Genomic DNA, 15,954 nt, shown 5'->3' with positions numbered 1-15,954 from the left:
TTCGCTCACATCGGTGGTAGTACAGCCTTGTGAACATCGAACTCGCCGGAAAGACCGCACTCGTCACGGGCTCAACCCAGGGCATCGGGCTGGCCATCGCCGAGCAGCTGGCCCGCAGTGGTGCCCGTGTCGCCGTCAACGGACGCACGGCGGCGCGCGTCGATGAAGCCGTCTCCAAGCTGGGCGAGTTCGACGTCCTGGGTGTCGCCGCCGACGTATCCACCGAGGAGGGGACGGCTGACCTGCTGCGTCAGCTGCCCGACGTCGACATCCTGGTGAACAACCTCGGCATCTTCGGGGCGGTACCGCCGCTGGATATCACCGACGAGCAGTGGCGCACCTACTTCGACGTGAATGTCCTTGCCTCGGTGCGACTTATCCGCAGCTACCTGCCCGGCATGACCGAGCGGGGCTGGGGCCGGGCGATCCAGATCGCCAGTGACTCCGCCATCGTCACGCCGGCGGAGATGATCCACTACGGGGTGTCCAAGACGGCACTGCTCGCGGTGTCGCGCGGTTTCGCCAAGGAGGCTGCGGGCACCGGCGTCACCGTGAACTCGGTGATCGCCGGGCCGACCCACACGGCCGGCGTCGAGGACTTCGTCTACCAGCTCGTCGACAAGTCGCTGCCGTGGGACGCGGCGCAGCGGGAGTTCATGGTCAAGCATCGCCCGCAGTCGTTGATCCAGCGCCTGATCGAGCCTGAAGAGATCGCAAACATGGTGACCTATTTGGCCTCTCCCTTGGCTTCGGCCACCACTGGCGGGGCATTGCGGGTCGACGGCGGGTACGTCGACTCGATCCTGCCTTAGTCGAGCAACCCCCGGTGCGGCCGCGGAATCGAACGTATTCTGCGGCCATGGGCTCAAGCGTGTCGGGAAAGGTCGCCCTCATCACCGGTGGTGCGTCGGGCATCGGTGCGGCGCTGGCGACCAGACTGGCCGGTGAAGGCGCCGAAGTCTGGATAGCCGACCGGCAGGCCGACGCCGCACGGGACCTCGCCAGCCGCCTCACCGTGCGTGGCGGAACGGCTCACGCGATCGAGCTCGACGTGCGCGACCACGCGTACTTCGAGCGGGTGGCCGCTGAGGTCGTAGAGCAATCCGGGCGCATCGACTACCTGTTCAACAATGCGGGAATCGGCGTCGCCGGTGAAGTCGACTCCTACACCCTCGACGACTGGAACGACGTCTTCGATGTGAACCTGCGCGGTGTGGTGCACGGCATCCAGGCGGTGTACCCAATCATGATCCGGCAGCACAGCGGTCACATCGTGAACACGGCTTCGATGGCCGGGCTCATGACAGGGGCGGGCCAGGGCAGCTACGCGGCCACCAAACACGCCGTGGTCTCCATCTCACGGACGCTGAGAGTTGAGGCCGAGCGGCACAACGTGGTGGTGTCGGCGCTGTGCCCCGGGGTGGTCCGCACCCCGATCCTCGCCGGCGGCAAGTTCGGACGGATCAAGGCGCCCGTGGCCAGCGACGAGGAGTACGTCAAGAAAGTCTGGGAGCCGTTGCGGCCCATGGACCCTGACAAGTTCGCCCAACGTGTGGTGCGCGCGGTCACGCGGCGCGACGCGACCATCATCGTGCCCGCGTGGTGGAAGTTGTTGTGGTACCTGGAGCGGCTCTCACCCCGGTTGTCCCTGCGACTCGCGAAGACGGCACTCGACCGGGCTCGCGCTGTGGAAGCCACCCTGGGCGAGGGGACTAGCTGAGCATCGCCGAACCCGGCACAGCCAGGCCCATCAACGACAACGCCAGCAGGAACCAGCCCGCGCCCTGCCAGATGGGCCAGGTGCCCTCGGCTCGCCACACCTGGTAGGTCCGGACGAATGCCCCGACCCCTCCGACGAACAGGATGGTCGGCACCAGCGACGCCGACAAGGTGGAACGGTCGAAGGCATAGAAGGTCAGCGCGACCCCCGCGACTGCCACCACCGCCAAGACGTACCCCACCGCCGAGCGAAACATCTCCGGGTCATGCCAACGCTTTTCGACGTCGTCCTCGTCGCTGCCCATAAGGTCAACTCACATCGCTATGGCGGCCCGTTGATGTACCAGGCCAGACATCCCGGCTTGCCCCGGCACGCGATGATGGCGCCGGCGTCGGGGGCAGACCCGCGAATCCGCGGTGGTCTGGGCTGCAGATTGCAGTTCACCACGTACGGGTTCCACGGAATGACGCCGTTCACACACGGTTCGGCTCGGATCTCGGCGGGCGCCGGGGAAATCTGCCCCGAAACGGCGGTCGGCGCGATGACGACAGACAGCGCGGCTGCGCCCAGCAGCACCGGGCGCAGAATGCGTAGTCCTGACGTGCTCATCGTCGAGTGTCAACCGTTTCTGCCAGCCGCCTATTTCGACGGTACGCCTGAGCCTGGCGAGCAGACACAAATGTCGCCCAAAACCAGGGTTTCGGGCGACATTTGCGTCTGTTGGCGGGAAGAGGGTTACGGGTCGCGGGGCAGGCCCAGCAGGCGCTCGGCGATGATGTTGAGCTGGACCTCGGTGGTGCCGCCGTAGATCGTGGTGGCGCGGCTGGCCAACAGGTATTCGGCCCAGCGGCCGAACTCCTGCTCGGGATCCCCGACGGCGCCGTCGGTGCCGAAGGAGGCCACCGCGAACTCCGCATAGCCCTGGCCGGTCTTCATCGACAGCAGCTTGGAGATCGCCGCGGCAGGCATCGCATCCCCGCCGGCAAGCGTCAGCAGGGTCGACCGCAGGTTCAGCACCTTGGCGGCGTGGCCTTCGGCGATCAACTGGCCGGCGTGGTTCTGCTCGATCTGGTCGAACTGCCCGTCACGCAGGAACTCCACGAACTGGTCGAGGTTGGCCAGGAACGGCGGCTCGCTGCTGCCGATCGACACCCGCTCGTTGGTGAGCGTGTTGCGGCTGACCTCCCAGCCGCGGTTGACCTCGCCGAGCACCATGTCGTCGGGCACGAACACGTCGTCGATGAACACGGTGTTGAACATCGCGTTGCCGGTCAGCTCGCGGAGCGGCTTCACCTCGACGCCCGGGGCCTTCATGTCGAGCAGGAAGTACGTGATGCCATTGTGTTTCGCAGCGTTGGAGTCCGTCCGCGCCAGCAGGGCGCCCCACTCCGAGAACTGCGCACCCGTGGTCCAGATCTTCTGCCCGGTGATGCGCCAGCCACCGTCGACCTTGGTGGCCTTGGTGGTCAGGCTGGCCAGGTCCGACCCCGCACCTGGCTCGGAGAACAGCTGGCACCAGATCATCTCGCCGCGGAACGTCGGTGGCAGGAAGCGCTGTTTCTGCTCGTCGGTGCCGAACGCCACGATCGACGGGATGATCCACGAGGCGATCCCCATCTGTGGCCGCCGCACGCGGCCGGTGCTGAACTCCTGGGCGATGATGATCTGCTCGATCGGCTCCGACGCTCGGCCCCACGGCCTGGGCAGGTGCGGCTGCACCCACCCGCCCTCGGCGATCGCGGTATTGCGCTCGGCGCCACTCGGAATGGCCTTCAGCCCGGCAACTTCCGCGCGGATCTCGTCACGCAGCTTCTCGGTATCGGGATCGAGGTCGATGTCGACCGGGCGCATGCCGGTTGTGGTCGCGGTATCGACCACGGCCTGAGGGTAGTCCGAGGTCCGGCCGAAGCACGCGGCCAGCACGAGTGCCCGCCGGTAGTAGACGTTGGTGTCGTGCTCCCAGGTGAATCCGATGCCGCCGTGGACCTGGATGCAGTCCTGGGTGGTGTGCTGCGCGGCGGCCGGAGCCAACGTGGCGGCCACCGCGGCGGCGAATTCGAAATGGGTTTCCGCAGAAGGGTCTTCCTGCGCGTCGTCGAGCGCCCGGGCAGCGTCCCAGACCGCGGCCGTCGCCCGTTCGGTCTCGGCGATCATCCCGGCACACTTGTGCTTGATCGCCTGGAACTGGCCGATCGGCCTGCCGAACTGTTCGCGGATCTTGGCGTATGCGGTGGCGGTGTCGGTGGCCCAGCGGGCGACACCGATCGCCTCGGCCGACAGCAGGGTGGTGATCAGGGCGCGGGCGTGGGCTCGGCCCAGGCCGGCCAGTACGCGATCGCCGGTCACCTCGGTGGCGTTGGCCCGCACGTGGGCCAGCGGGCGCAGCGGATCGACACTCTGTACCGGCTCGATCTCCAGTTGGGCGGCATCCAGCACCACCCACTGGACTCCGGACTCGATCGCGACCGGCAGCACCAGCACCGATGCCTGTGCGGCGGCGGGTACCGCGCGTGCCTCGCCGCGGATGACCAGGCCGTCACCGTGCCGGGTCGCGGTCAGGCCGGAATCGATGGCGTAGGCGGCGATGGTCTCGCCTGAGGCGAGGCCGGCCAGGACCTTGGCCTCGGGGTTGTCGGCCGAGATCAGTGCGGCGGCGATCGCCGACGGGACGAACGGTCCCGGGACCGCGCCGTAGCCGAACTCAGCCAGCGTGATCGCCAGCTCGAGGATTCCGAAGCCTTGTCCGCCAACGGATTCCGAGAGATGGACGCCCTGAAGGCCCTGCTCGGCCGCGGCTTTCCAATACGGTGGGGGGTTGGGGATGGGCGTCTCGAGTGCCTCGTGGAGCACCTCCGACGGCGCCACCCGCGCTACCAGGGACCGAACAGAATCGGCCAGATCGCTGTGCTCAGACGTAATCGCAATGGGCATGCGGTTCCTCCATCCGGGGCATATCTCTATTAACCGGTCGGTTGGGCCGAGGGTACCCCGGCGTGACCGGCGCCACTCCAGCGGCCTATTTAACCCCGTTTACTACGTGGGCAAGGTGCTCGCCGTCGCGGATGCGCCGGCAGTTGGCGACCGCCATGGTCAGGTAGCGGCGCATGGTGTCGACGGTGTACCAGGTGACGTGCGGGGTGAGCACCACGTTGGGCAGCTCCAGCAGGGGATTGTCGGGCGGCACGGGTTCCTCGGCGAAGACGTCAAGGCCGGCCGCGGCCAGCTGCCCGGTGCGCAGCGCCTCGACGAGGGCGGACTCGTCGATGATCGGACCGCGCGCGGTGTTGACGACGACGGCGCCGCGTTGCATCGAAGCCAGGGCAGTGCTGTCGATCAGCCCGCGGGTGGCCTCGGTCAGCGGAAGGTGAAGCGAGACGATATCGGCGGCGGCCAACAGGTCGGGCAGGCTGCGCCACTGCGGATGGCCGGTGTCGCGGGTGCTGGTGTGGATCACCTGTGCGGGATCGGTGCCCATTGCGACCACGATCTTCTCGACCCGCTTGGCGACGTTGCCGTAGCCGAGCAGTCCCACCGTGCACCCGCTGATGTCGCGCACGGTTTCACCGAGGGTGTGATCCGAGGGCCAGCCCGTGCCTTCCCGCGTGGCACGGTCGAGCTCGGGTAACCGGCGCAGTGCAGCCAGCATCAGCAGCACGGTTCCCTCTGCCACCGACGGCGCGTTGGCCCCCGGCATGTTGGCCACCAGAATGCCCAGCCGGGTCGCGGTGTCGACGTCGATGGTGTTCACCCCGGCGCCCAACTTGTGCACCAACCGCAGCCGCAGGCCGCGCTCCAGGTCGTCGCCGGAGACCGGCCGCAATACATGCCAGAGCACCTCGGCCGAGGGCAGTTCGCGGTAGAAAGTTGCGTCGTCGTCCTCTGCGCAGAACGTGACGTCGAGCCAGTCCTGGTGAGGCGCAAGAAAATCCATCACCTTGTCACCTGGGGTGAAGTGGGCCAGGACCTTGATCCGGCCGGAGTTCACCGCCACCGCGTCGCGATCCATCGGGCGATGGTATCGGCCTGCTCGTCGCGCGCGCCCGCAGTGGTGAAGTAATGATCGGTGTCGATCGAGCATTGAGACTTGTCCGCGCCGGCCAGCGCGTCGTAGATGCGTTTGGCGTCGGACGGATACACCCCGGTGTCCCGGTCGGCGTTGATCACCAGGGCCGGACAGGTGATCCGGGCCAGGTGCGGCTCGGCCCGGGTCTGAGCGTGCCGAAGGCTCCACATGCCGATCCAGTTGCGCACCGTTGTGGCCGCCGCGATTCCGCGCGCCGAACGGTTGGCCTTGACCGGTGTCCCCGCGTAGCACAGGTTGGCCTGCCGGTTGGTCGGCTCGATGGCCGGATCGACCATCCTCGGGTCGGCCCAGGTGCGCATCACGGTGAAGGGGCGGTCCGAATATCCCGCCGCCTGAATCTTTTTGAGCTCACGCTCGGCCCAGTCGGTGATCCTCTCGTTGCGTGCGATCTGGGCCTCGCGGTATCGCGCAACGAACTCGTCCGAATACGGCGCCGGGTTGCGCTCGTCGAACAGGTCCAGCTCTCGGTCGGCGGCGATGGCGTCGTTCTCGTCGACGACGGAGGCGTCCATCCATGCGGTCAGCACATCCGGGCGGCCCGGATGCGCCGCGCTGGCCACATACCCGTCGGCGGGCAACAGGTCGGTCAGGCTCGCTGCCGGACGCATACCCTCGAGCGGCCGCACGTTCGGGGCGACGGCTTGGGACTGGTAGGCCGCCATCAGCGAGCCACCGCCGGAATTGCCCAGCAGGACTATGGTTTCGATGTTCTGTTTCTCGCGGAGCCAGCGCACGCCCACCCCGATGTCGACCAGGGCGTGGTCCAACAGGAAGCTGCTCTCGAATCCACGGAAGCGGGTGTTCCAGCCGAGGAAGCCGATGCCCCTGGCGGCCAGGTACTCGGCGATGTAGTGCTCGGAGAAGTCGATCTGGTAGTGCGTGGCGATCACCGCGACCGTGGGCTTGCGTTCGGCGCTCCGGTAATACAGGCCCTGGCACGGGTTTCCGCCCGCACCGGCGCGCTGGGCCGTCGGCGATTCCAGGCCGACGAACTCGCGAACCACTTCCGGTGACGCTGTGCTCATGAACGCGGGTTCCCCTCGTGGTAGATGGTCCGGTAGAAGACGTTGGCCAGGGTGGTGATGCAGGCGGAGTCGTCCGCAGCGGCATCGCGGCCGCCGGACAGCTGGGCGTAGCAGAACTGATTGAGCATCGACACCAATGCGACGGCAGTCAGGTGGGCGTCGTCGTCGGGGCAGAACCCTTGCTGCTGAGCGTGTTTGATCATCTCGGTGATCATGGCGATCGGCAGCTGGCAGATCTCGTCCCAGTATTCGGCGAAGTCGTCGTCGATCATCGCCATCTGGGACACGCTGATGATCTCGGCCAGGCGGTGCCGGTAGGTCATCCAGTGCGCGGAGGCTGCCTGATGGCAGCGTTCCCAGTTGGTCAGATTCGGTCCGGTCGCGGGCAGCGCGCGTTCGCGGGCCTCGTTGCGGAAGCGCAGGGCCCATTCGCGCACCATGGCCTCTTTCGAGGCGTAGTAGTTGTAGAACGATGCGGCCGACCGGCCTGCCTCGGAGGCGATGTCGGAGATCGTGGTGGCCAGGATGCCCTTGCGGGCGATCACCGCGCGGGCTGCGCTGTCGATCGCCGCCTGGGTCTGGCGCCCACGCGCGGTCGGCAACGGGGTGCGGGGGCTGACGGTCACGGATTTCCTAACGGCCATTGATCACATCTGAATCTGATGTTAGATTCAGATTCGCAGTCGCGCCAGTCCTTGGTGCGTTCGCCCCGGAGGTTCATCGACGTGATCAAGCCCAACAATCCCAACTCCGAGTTCGAGTTCGGCGGAATCAACCATGTGGCGCTGGTGTGCGCGGACATGGCGCGCACGGTCGACTTTTACACCAACGTGCTCGGCATGCCGCTGATCAAATCGCTCGACCTGCCCGGTGGCATGGGGCAGCACTTCTTCTTCGACGCGGGCAACGGGGACTGCATCGCCTTCTTCTGGTTCCGTGAGGCGCCCGACGGCGTGCCCGGGATCTCCGCGCCTGCCGCCATCCCCGGTATCGGCGAATTCGTCAGCGCCACCGGATCGCTGAACCACATCGCCCTGCACGTGCCCGCCGAGAAGTTCGACGAGTACCGGCAGAAGCTCAAGGCCAAGGGCGTTCGCGTCGGCCCGGTGCTCAACCATGACGACAGCCCGATGCAGGCGTCGGCTACGGTGCATCCCGGCGTCTATGTGCGGTCGTTCTACTTCCTCGACCCGGACGGCATCACGCTGGAATTCGCCTGCTGGACCAAGGAATTCACCGATAACGACGCGCAAGCGGCGCCCAAGACCGCGGCTGACCGGCGTCCGCCGGTGCCGGCCGGGTAGTTCGCTCCGGCCCGTCCGCCCGGCTAGCTCCGGCCTGCCCGACGTCGCCATTGTCACGCCAGCGTGGCTGTCGCCGTCGAGCGCCACTCCAACGTGACAATGGGCATGCGTCGGCCGGGTTGGCCGCAGACATTGTCACGCCAGAGTGGCCGTCGAGCCCGACAGCCACTCCAGCGTGACAAACGGGCGGCAACGGCCCGCGGCAACGGCCACAAAGGGGGCCGCAAAGGGGGCCGCAACCGCCCCCGGGCGTCAAGGCGTCAAGACTTGGTGGCGACGACGAAATACCCGCGCGGCACGCCCGGGACATCGAGCGGGACCGCGGGGGCGAACCACCGGTTCCACTCGTTCCCCGGTGCGGCCACATCGGTGACGACCGCCGACCAGCCCAGTCGCTCACACAGCTGCTCCGGGGCGTCGGTGCCGAACAGCCACGGCGCCCCGTTGCGGGACATCTGTTCGAGGACCGGGGCCAGCACCACGCTGTCGAGCAGTGTCTTGCCGACGATGTCGTAGAGCAGCACCGAGCCAGGCGCCGAGAGCGCGTCGACCCGCTCGAACAGTGTGTGCACGGCGGCTTCGTCGAGATACTGCAGCAGGCCTTCCATCAACCAGACCGCCGGTAGGCCCGAGTCAAAGCCGTTGGCTCGCAGGGTATCGGTCCAGTCGGTGGTGAGATCGACACCGATGGCGACCCGCCGGCAACGTGGGTCGTCGCCGGCCAGCGACTCAGCCTTGGCCGCGATCACCTCGGGCTGGTCGAGTTCGAACACCGTAGTCCCGTCGGGCCATGGCAGCCGGTAAGCCCGGGCATCCAGACCCGCGGCGACGATCACCACCTGCCTGACCGGTGGCACGGCGGTGAGCAGCGCCTCGTCCCAGAACCGGGTGCGCACCACGATCTGCAGCGTGGACTTGTCACCGCCGGCGGCGACGGCTTCGGCGAGCATCCGCTGCCCGGATTCACCGGCCAGGCGCTCCGCGAACGGATCATCGAAAAGCCGGTCGGGGCGGCGGGTTTCCTCGGCGCGGATGGCCGCCACCAGGACGCCGGTGTCCGCGACTGCCCGGCCGGGTGGCTGTCCAGAGTTGGTCATGTCGCCATCATGCGCGTGCGGCTGAGGTGGGGGCTTGGATATTTTTGTCCTGGATCGATTGCGCGAGGAGTTGCAGCGCGTCCGCCGAACTCGAACCTTGCGCGGTCGTGACGACACACAGCGATTGGTCGACGTCCCGGGCGATCGCCAGGTTCTGCATGGTGACGGTGAGTGATCCGGCCAGTGGATGACGCATGTCATAGGAGTCGGCCTCGCACGGCTTGACCCGGTGATCGGCCCACAGCGCGACGAATTCCGGGCTCTTGACCGACAATTCACCGATCAGGGCGGACAGCAGTACATCGTCGGGATATCGGCCCGCGGCCAGCCGCAGGCTGCCGACCACCGTGCGCACCTTGCGGCCCCAGTCCGCGTAGAGGTCGCGGGTGTGCGGATCGAGGAACAGCAGCCGCGCCAGGTTGGGCCGGGTCGCGGGGTGGTCCACCGAGGTGAAGTCCAGATGGCCGGCCAACAGGGCATAGCCCAGCTCGTTCCAGGCGAGCACGTCGGTGCGCCGGCCGATCACCAGCACCGGCAGGTGGTCCATGGAGCGCAACAGATCGCGGGTAAAGGTGCTGACGCGTTCGACGGGAGGTCGGCGGGGCCGCTGCACGCGCTGGGACGCCAACTCCCGCAGATGTGCCTGCTCGTGAACATCGAGCTGCAGAGCGCGGGCCAGGGCGTCGAGGATCGCTTCCGAGGCATTCACCGACTGCCCCTGCTCCAACCGGGTGTAGTAGGAAACGCTGACCCCGGCCAACTGCGCGACCTCTTCGCGCCGCAGACCGGCCACACGTCGTCGTTCGCCGTACCGGGCCAGGCCCACATCCTCCGGATGCAGCCGCCCGCGCCGGGCCCGCAGGAACTCGCCGAGTTGTCCGGTGCTCATCAGCCCACTATGCCTCCGGTTCGAGGGTCTGTGCCTATCCCTGCCAGTGGTAGGCACGAGCGGGACTGGTTGGCCGGTCGGGGTGTCGCCAGGCTGGGGACATGGACGAGATTGTGTTGGGCGACGTCACGGTGGCCCGGGTCATGGAGTACTACGGCTCGGTCCGGCTGTCGCCGCAGGAGTTCTTCCCGGAGAGCACCCGCGACATGTGGCAGCGCAACGAGGATTGGCTGGCCCCGGATTTCTACGATCCCGGCCACGATGACTGCGTCTCGGCCATCCAGACCTGGGTGCTGCGCAGCGAGGGCCGCACCATCCTGGTCGATACCGGTGTGGGCAACCACAAGGAGCGGCCGCACGCCCCGGTGTGGCATCACCTGGACACTGATTTTCTGGACAACCTGGCCCGGGCCGGGGTTGCGCCCGAAGACGTCGACGTGGTGATCAATACCCACCTGCACATCGACCACGTCGGCTGGAACACCTACCTCGACGACGGCAACTGGGTCCCGACGTTCCCCAACGCCACCTACCTGATGCCGCGGGCCGACTTTGACTTCTGGAACCCGGCCAACCGCGACGATCCCGTCGCAGGACGGGACAACGTCTTCCTCGACAGTGTCGCGCCTGTTCACGACGCTGGTCGGGCCACATTGTGGGAGAACAGCTTTCAGATTGACGGCAACCTCACCCTGGAGCCGGCTCCCGGGCATACCCCAGGCTCGGCGGTGGTCCGGCTGCAGTCCGGCGGTGACCGTGCGGTGTTCGTCGGCGACATGATGCATACCGCGCTGCAGATCGCCGAACCTGATGTCAACAGCTGCTACTGCGAGGATCAGGAACAGGCGCGGGCATCGCGGCGGCGGGTACTCGGCCACGCCGCCGATACCAACACGCTGGTGATACCAGCTCATTTCGGCGGTCACGGCGCGGCCGAGGTGATGCGGGACGGGGATCGGTTCGCGGTCAAGGAATGGGCAGCGTTCGAGCGGGTGACAGCGTGATCGACCCGACCGTCGACACCGCGACCGGGGTGGTGCGGGGAATCCGCACCGCACATGGCTCGGCTTTCCTCGGCATCCCGTTTGCCGCACCCCCCAGCATCACCGGCCGCTTCGCGGCTCCGGCAGCACCCGAGCCGTGGCGCGGCGTACGCGATGCGACCCGACCCGCGCCGACGGCACCGCAGCCACACCGAAACACCTTTGGGCGCCTGGATATGTCACCGTTCTTCGGGCCGGGGTGGGTGCGTGGCGCCGACTACCTCACGGTCAACCTCTGGGCTCCGCCGGACGCGCGACGACGCCCGGTCATGGTGTTCGTCCACGGCGGCGGTTTCGTGGCGGGCTCCACCCAGTCACCGCTCTACGACGGCACCGCCTTCGCCCGCGACGGCGTGGTGCTGGTGACGGTCACCTATCGGCTGGGCATCACCGGATTTCTCGAGCTGCCCGGCGCGGTGCCCAACCGCGGCTTGCTCGATGTGCTGGCCGCGCTGGAGTGGGTGCAGGCCAATATCGAGGCCTTCGGCGGTGATCCCGGCAACGTCACCCTGTTCGGCCAGTCCGCCGGTGCGACGATCACCGCCGGAGCCCTGGCAGCGCCCGGCGTGGACAAGCTGATCCGTCGCGCAATCATGCAGAGCGGCAACGGCTTCAGCGCGTTCCATCTGGAGCAGGCCGAACGGGTCAGCCGGGCGGCAGCCAAGGTTCTCAACGTCGAGGCCACGGTCACCGGATTTGACCCACTGTCCGACGAACAGTTGGTCCAGACGATCCCCGAGCTGGCCGGGCTGGATCTGCGCACCGGAGGACGTTTCGACCCGCTGCTGGGGTTGAGTCCGTTCAGCCTGGTGTTGGCCGAACAGCCCGCACGGCAGCTCAATCCGGACGTGGACCTGCTGATCGGAACCAACACCGAAGAGGGCAACCTGTACCTGGTTCCCCAAGGGAACTTCGACTCCTCGACCCGTGACGACGTCGAGCGGCTCGCCGCGCAGGTCGACGCCGACCCGGCCGCTGTGGTCCAGCGATACCGATCCCGTTTCCCCCGGGCGGGCTGGGGCCAGCTGCGCTCGGCAATCCTGGGTGACGCATTGTTCGGCACGGGCAGTGACCGCACGGCTCAGGCCCACGAGCAGCTGCCGGGCTCCGCCACCCACCGTTACGAATTCAGTTGGCGCTCAGAAGCGGTGGACGGCGCGTTGGGAGCAGCTCACGCGATGGAGCTGCCATTCGTGTTCGACCGCGTTGGTCTGGATTCGTTGCGTGGCCCGGGCGCTTTACTCGGACCTGGCGAACCGCCGGCCGAGTTGGCTGCCGCGATGCACAGTGCGTGGGTCCGTTACGCCACCACGGGAGACCCGGGTTGGGAGCCGTCGCTGACGCGCCGATTCAACGGGATGGGCTGATCCCGACATGGCTGGGTAACCCGATGCGGCGCTGCGTGTACTGCGTCGGCGTCATCGCGGTGAACGACCGGAACTCCCGGACGAAGTGCGCCTGGTCGAAGTAGCCCAGGTCGGCCGCGATCCGCGCACCGCCGACGTCTCCGGCGTCGAGCATCCTCATCGCGGCCTGGAACCGGCGCACCCGCAGATAGGCCTTGGGCGTCAGGCCCACCTCGGAACGGAACGACGCGATCAGCCGCCGGGCCGACAACCCGGTGAGGTCACAGGCGTCGGCGACCCGCAGCGAAGGCCTGCGTTCGGCGGCGTGCAGGACCGCCCCGACCGTCAGATCGCGGGATCGCATGCGCGCCAGAAGGAACGACTCGACCAGCGCGATCCGGCCCGCCACCGAGGATGCCTCGATCAAGCGTGAGCGCAGGGTTGACGCGGCCCGGCCCCAGATTGCTTCCAGCCCGACGCAGCTGTCCTCGAGGTCGTGCAGCGGGGCCGGCAGGAACGCCGCGGCGCCGCCGGGACGGAAATGGATGGTCAGCACGGTCTGTGCGGGGTCGATCCGGGTGACGTAGGAGGTCACCCCCGCGCCGGCGATGAAGGCCGCGCCGACATCGAGGCGGGTGGTGGCATCGGCGGCGTAGAAGTAAACCTGCTCACGGGGGTCGAGATCGATGATCACGGTCGCGGCGCCGCGGGGCAGGGCCCGGCTGTGATGGGTCGAGGCCTGCGTGTTCTGCCAATATCCGAAGAACTGAATGTGGGCGGCCAGGGCTGCGCTGGGGCGCAGCAGCGCCGGGCCCGGCACGTCAACTCCCCGGCTGTTGCATGCCGGCCACCGCGTCGAGCATCGAGCGCAACTGCCTGATCAGCTGTTCGGGAGACAGTGCGACCTCACCGGACAGCCATGCGCTGATGGTCTGTGTCACGCCGCCGACGGCGAAATATGAAGTGGCTCTGAGATAGTCGTTTTTCTGCAGGTGCAGGGCGTCGCCGGCGTGCTGGCCGAGCAGTGTGGCGAACAGCGCCACGGATTCGACGCGCTTGCGCGTCAGTACCTCGTTGGACAGTTTGACGCTGAACAGCAGCCGGCCGATCCGGCGATCCTGGGCGATCAGGTGCACGATGTTGGACATTCCGGCCATGGTCTGGTCGGCCAGCGGAACGGCTGCGACGGCGGCTTGCGTCGAGGTCGCGATGTCGGCGATCACCCAGTCGTAGACCGCGCCGATGAAGTCGTCTTTGTCGGCGAAGCTCTCATAGAAATACCGCGCGGCCAACCCGGCGGTACGGCACACGGCGCGCACCGTCACCTCGGCGTCTTCGGCCCCCAGCAGGTCCAGTCCCGCCTCCAGCAGTTGGCTGCGCCGCTGCGCGAGGCGGTCGGCAGCCTCGATGCCGCGGTACGGACGGACCTGCTTCACCCAAACATCTTGACACCCGTCACGCCGGCAGGCCAATATCAGGAATCACAGGTTCTCAGTTTCAGAAGGGGTGGCCATGACGGTCAGCGAACCGATCCCGCATGTCGAACGGGCGATGAGTGACTCGTCGCGGCCGGGGATCGCACCCAAACGCCGCCGGCGCGGTGCCGGTTTCGACGACGGACTGATGGGCGTGGCGCTGCTGGCCGGTCCGGCCAACGTGATCATGCAGCTGGCCAACCCGGGCGTCGGCTACGGCGTCGTGGAGAGTCGCGTCGACAGTGGCCGCACCGATCTGCACCCGATCAAGCGGGCGAGGACCACCTTCACCTACCTGGCCGTGGCGACTCGTGGTTCGGACGCGCAGAAGGCGGCCTATCGGCGCGCGGTCAACAAGGCCCATGCGCAGGTGTACTCCACCGAGGACAGCCCGGTGAAGTACAACGCGTTCGACAAGAACCTGCAGCTGTGGGTGGCCGCGTGCCTGTACAAGGGCGGGGTCGACGTGTTCCGGATGTTCGTCGGTGAATTGGACGACGAGACCGCCGACCGGCACTACCGCGACAGTGTCACGATGGGCACCACGTTGCAGGTGCCCGAGGATATGTGGCCGGCCGATCGGGCCGCGTTCGACCGGTACTGGGATGAGTCGCTCGAGAAACTGCACATCGACGACACCGTGCGCGGCTACCTGTATCCGATCGCCGCGGGCCGGCCCAAGAATCCGAAACTGCCCCGGGCGATCCAGCGCCGGCTCGACGCGGTGGCACTGCTGATCACCACGGGATTCCTGCCGCAGCGGTTCCGCGACGAGATGCGGCTGCCGTGGGATGCCAAGAGTCAGAAGCGCTTCGACCAGCTGATCAGGGTGCTGCGCACGGTCAACGACCTGCTGCCGTCGGCACTGCGGCAGTTTCCCTTCAACGTGCTGCTCAAGGACCTCGACCGGCGGATCCGCACCGGTCGACCACTGGTGTAGCTGCCAGATTCGCGGCGTACCCTCGCGCAGGTGCGTACCGATGATGACAACTGGGATATCACCACGAGCGTTGGACAGACAGCGTTATTCGTAGCTGCCTCAAGGGCATTGGAGGCGCAGAAGGACGATCCTCTCGCCGTCGATCGGTATGCCGAGGTGTTCTGCCGCACCGTCGGTGGCGACTGGACCACCGCCGTCGAGGGCACCGATCCCGACCATCCGCTGCAGACCGACTTCGGCACGGACTTCGTCACCTTCCAGGGCGCCCGCACGAAGTACTTCGACGAGTATTTCGCCCGGGCCATCGACGCCGGGGTGCGGCAGGTGGTGCTGCTGGCGGCCGGCCTGGACTCGCGGGCGTACCGGCTGCCGTGGGTCGACGGCACCGTGGTGTACGAGCTGGATCAGCCTCGGGTACTCGAATTCAAGCGGGACACCGTGGATCGGTTGGGGGAGGCGCCGACGGCCGAGCGCCGTGAGGTGGCGATCGATCTGCGGGACGACTGGCCGCGGGCACTGCGCGAGAGCGGCTTCGACCCGAGCCGGCCCTCAGCGTGGATCGCCGAGGGTTTGTTGATCTATCTGCCCGCTTCAGCACAGGAGCAGCTGTTTGCTGGAATCGATGCGCTGGCCGCCCCGGGCAGCTTCGTCGCGATCGAGGAGGCGGTTCCGATGCCTGCCGAGGCCTTCGAGGCCAAGCGCGCCGAAGCGATGTCCTCCGGGGAGGAGAACGCCTTTTTCACGCTCGTGTACAACCAGCAACACGAGCCCGCGGACCGGTGGTTCGGCTCGCGGGGCTGGGACGCCGTGGCGACGCCGTTGCACAGCTATTTGGTCGAGGTTGGTCGGCCCGTGCCCGATCCTGACTCCGAAGCCGGCGGAATGACAGGAACTATCAGCCTGGTGTCTGCGACCAAAAGGTGAGGCAGTTCACGACCTAGCGCGAGTACGTGCCTCTCGACACTTAAGTTATGCAATGCTAACTTCAGCAAAAGTTAGCTTAGCCATACATAAGGGAGAGAATCGGGGGC

At 67.2% G+C, this 15,954-nt stretch carries 17 protein-coding genes; 7 read left to right on the top strand and 10 right to left on the bottom strand.

Features of this window, described 5'->3' with window-relative positions; genetic code table 11:
* Positions 1 to 29: 29 nt before the first annotated feature.
* Both ACNQR1_RS33875 and ACNQR1_RS33870 read left to right on the top strand, forming a co-directional pair.
* Positions 30 to 812, top strand: coding sequence for an SDR family NAD(P)-dependent oxidoreductase (locus ACNQR1_RS33875; protein WP_418049878.1), 783 nt, complete (start codon positions 30 to 32; stop codon positions 810 to 812).
* Positions 813 to 859: 47 nt separating this feature from the next.
* Positions 860 to 1,720 (top strand): SDR family NAD(P)-dependent oxidoreductase, encoded by an 861-nt coding sequence (locus ACNQR1_RS33870; protein ID WP_418049877.1) that lies wholly within the window; start codon positions 860 to 862, stop codon positions 1,718 to 1,720.
* Here the strand turns inward: ACNQR1_RS33870 and ACNQR1_RS33865 are convergent.
* The 6 genes from ACNQR1_RS33865 to ACNQR1_RS33840 all read right to left on the bottom strand — a co-directional run bounded on the left by ACNQR1_RS33865 (position 1,713) and on the right by ACNQR1_RS33840 (position 7,455).
* Complete coding sequence (locus tag ACNQR1_RS33865) at positions 1,713 to 2,024, bottom strand: hypothetical protein (RefSeq protein WP_418049876.1); 312 nt, start codon at positions 2,022 to 2,024, stop codon at positions 1,713 to 1,715. The genes ACNQR1_RS33870 and ACNQR1_RS33865 overlap by 8 nt on opposite strands.
* A gap of 17 nt (positions 2,025 to 2,041) precedes the next feature.
* Positions 2,042 to 2,329: a hypothetical protein gene (locus tag ACNQR1_RS33860; RefSeq protein WP_418049875.1), complete on the bottom strand. Its 288-nt coding sequence runs from the start codon at positions 2,327 to 2,329 to the stop codon at positions 2,042 to 2,044.
* A 126-nt stretch (positions 2,330 to 2,455) separates the two neighbouring features.
* Positions 2,456 to 4,651, bottom strand: a complete 2,196-nt coding sequence (locus ACNQR1_RS33855) for an acyl-CoA dehydrogenase (RefSeq protein ID WP_418049874.1) — start codon at positions 4,649 to 4,651, stop codon at positions 2,456 to 2,458.
* Positions 4,652 to 4,736: 85 nt separating this feature from the next.
* Positions 4,737 to 5,726 (bottom strand): 2-hydroxyacid dehydrogenase, encoded by a 990-nt coding sequence (locus tag ACNQR1_RS33850; protein ID WP_418049873.1) that lies wholly within the window; start codon positions 5,724 to 5,726, stop codon positions 4,737 to 4,739.
* Positions 5,702 to 6,829 (bottom strand): alpha/beta hydrolase, encoded by a 1,128-nt coding sequence (locus ACNQR1_RS33845; protein ID WP_418049872.1) that lies wholly within the window; start codon positions 6,827 to 6,829, stop codon positions 5,702 to 5,704. The genes ACNQR1_RS33850 and ACNQR1_RS33845 overlap by 25 nt, the downstream gene beginning before the upstream one ends.
* Positions 6,826 to 7,455, bottom strand: a complete 630-nt coding sequence (locus ACNQR1_RS33840) for a TetR/AcrR family transcriptional regulator (protein WP_418049871.1) — start codon at positions 7,453 to 7,455, stop codon at positions 6,826 to 6,828. The genes ACNQR1_RS33845 and ACNQR1_RS33840 overlap by 4 nt, the downstream gene beginning before the upstream one ends.
* 99 nt (positions 7,456 to 7,554) lie before the next feature.
* Between ACNQR1_RS33840 and ACNQR1_RS33835 the strand changes: the two genes are divergently transcribed.
* The gene (locus tag ACNQR1_RS33835) at positions 7,555 to 8,133 is read left to right on the top strand and encodes a VOC family protein (protein ID WP_418049870.1); all 579 of its coding nucleotides are present in this window, start codon (positions 7,555 to 7,557) and stop codon (positions 8,131 to 8,133) included.
* Positions 8,134 to 8,393: 260 nt separating this feature from the next.
* Here ACNQR1_RS33835 and ACNQR1_RS33830 read toward each other — a convergent pair whose 3' ends face one another.
* Together ACNQR1_RS33830 and ACNQR1_RS33825 are read right to left on the bottom strand one after the other, a co-directional pair.
* Complete coding sequence (locus ACNQR1_RS33830) at positions 8,394 to 9,230, bottom strand: SAM-dependent methyltransferase (protein WP_418049869.1); 837 nt, start codon at positions 9,228 to 9,230, stop codon at positions 8,394 to 8,396.
* 7 nt (positions 9,231 to 9,237) lie between these two features.
* Positions 9,238 to 10,119: a helix-turn-helix transcriptional regulator gene (locus ACNQR1_RS33825; RefSeq protein ID WP_418049868.1), complete on the bottom strand. Its 882-nt coding sequence runs from the start codon at positions 10,117 to 10,119 to the stop codon at positions 9,238 to 9,240.
* A gap of 101 nt (positions 10,120 to 10,220) precedes the next feature.
* Here ACNQR1_RS33825 and ACNQR1_RS33820 point away from each other — a divergent pair, with 101 nt between their 5' ends.
* A complete protein-coding gene (locus ACNQR1_RS33820) occupies positions 10,221 to 11,123 on the top strand; it encodes an MBL fold metallo-hydrolase (RefSeq protein WP_418049867.1) in 903 nt (300 codons plus the stop codon).
* Positions 11,120 to 12,529: a carboxylesterase/lipase family protein gene (locus tag ACNQR1_RS33815; protein ID WP_418049866.1), complete on the top strand. Its 1,410-nt coding sequence runs from the start codon at positions 11,120 to 11,122 to the stop codon at positions 12,527 to 12,529. The genes ACNQR1_RS33820 and ACNQR1_RS33815 overlap by 4 nt, the downstream gene beginning before the upstream one ends.
* On the opposite strand, the gene ACNQR1_RS33810 is transcribed toward ACNQR1_RS33815, so the two are convergent.
* Positions 12,513 to 13,328: a helix-turn-helix domain-containing protein gene (locus ACNQR1_RS33810; RefSeq protein ID WP_418049865.1), complete on the bottom strand. Its 816-nt coding sequence runs from the start codon at positions 13,326 to 13,328 to the stop codon at positions 12,513 to 12,515. The genes ACNQR1_RS33815 and ACNQR1_RS33810 overlap by 17 nt on opposite strands.
* A gap of 1 nt (position 13,329) precedes the next feature.
* Positions 13,330 to 13,944 (bottom strand): TetR/AcrR family transcriptional regulator, encoded by a 615-nt coding sequence (locus ACNQR1_RS33805; RefSeq protein ID WP_418049864.1) that lies wholly within the window; start codon positions 13,942 to 13,944, stop codon positions 13,330 to 13,332.
* Between the two features lie 76 nt (positions 13,945 to 14,020).
* Between ACNQR1_RS33805 and ACNQR1_RS33800 the strand changes: the two genes are divergently transcribed.
* Both ACNQR1_RS33800 and ACNQR1_RS33795 read left to right on the top strand, forming a co-directional pair.
* Positions 14,021 to 14,923 (top strand): oxygenase MpaB family protein, encoded by a 903-nt coding sequence (locus ACNQR1_RS33800; RefSeq protein ID WP_418049863.1) that lies wholly within the window; start codon positions 14,021 to 14,023, stop codon positions 14,921 to 14,923.
* Positions 14,924 to 14,953: 30 nt separating this feature from the next.
* Complete coding sequence (locus ACNQR1_RS33795; RefSeq protein ID WP_418049862.1) at positions 14,954 to 15,847, top strand: class I SAM-dependent methyltransferase; 894 nt, start codon at positions 14,954 to 14,956, stop codon at positions 15,845 to 15,847.
* Positions 15,848 to 15,954 lie beyond the last annotated feature (107 nt).

The sequence above is a fragment of the Mycobacterium sp. 48b genome (genome assembly GCF_048282725.1).
Classification (GTDB): Bacteria; Actinomycetota; Actinomycetes; order Mycobacteriales; family Mycobacteriaceae; genus Mycobacterium.
The sequence above is the reverse complement of the archived record's forward strand: the minus strand, read 5'-3'. Positions and strand labels throughout refer to the sequence as shown.

Excerpts from the sequence above, each read along its gene's own strand:
- ACNQR1_RS33860 (WP_418049875.1), bottom strand. The coding sequence starts at position 2,329 with ATGAGCACGTCAGGACTACGCATTCTGCGCCCGGTGCTGCTGGGCGCA.
- ACNQR1_RS33800 (WP_418049863.1), top strand. The coding sequence starts at position 14,021 with ATGACGGTCAGCGAACCGATCCCGCATGTCGAACGGGCGATGAGTGAC.
- ACNQR1_RS33845 (WP_418049872.1), bottom strand. The coding sequence starts at position 6,829 with ATGAGCACAGCGTCACCGGAAGTGGTTCGCGAGTTCGTCGGCCTGGAA.
- ACNQR1_RS33825 (WP_418049868.1), bottom strand. The coding sequence starts at position 10,119 with ATGAGCACCGGACAACTCGGCGAGTTCCTGCGGGCCCGGCGCGGGCGG.
- ACNQR1_RS33850 (WP_418049873.1), bottom strand. The coding sequence starts at position 5,726 with ATGGATCGCGACGCGGTGGCGGTGAACTCCGGCCGGATCAAGGTCCTG.
- ACNQR1_RS33865 (WP_418049876.1), bottom strand. The coding sequence starts at position 2,024 with ATGGGCAGCGACGAGGACGACGTCGAAAAGCGTTGGCATGACCCGGAG.
- ACNQR1_RS33830 (WP_418049869.1), bottom strand. The coding sequence starts at position 9,230 with ATGACCAACTCTGGACAGCCACCCGGCCGGGCAGTCGCGGACACCGGC.
- ACNQR1_RS33820 (WP_418049867.1), top strand. The coding sequence starts at position 10,221 with ATGGACGAGATTGTGTTGGGCGACGTCACGGTGGCCCGGGTCATGGAG.
- ACNQR1_RS33870 (WP_418049877.1), top strand. The coding sequence starts at position 860 with ATGGGCTCAAGCGTGTCGGGAAAGGTCGCCCTCATCACCGGTGGTGCG.
- ACNQR1_RS33855 (WP_418049874.1), bottom strand. The coding sequence starts at position 4,651 with ATGCCCATTGCGATTACGTCTGAGCACAGCGATCTGGCCGATTCTGTT.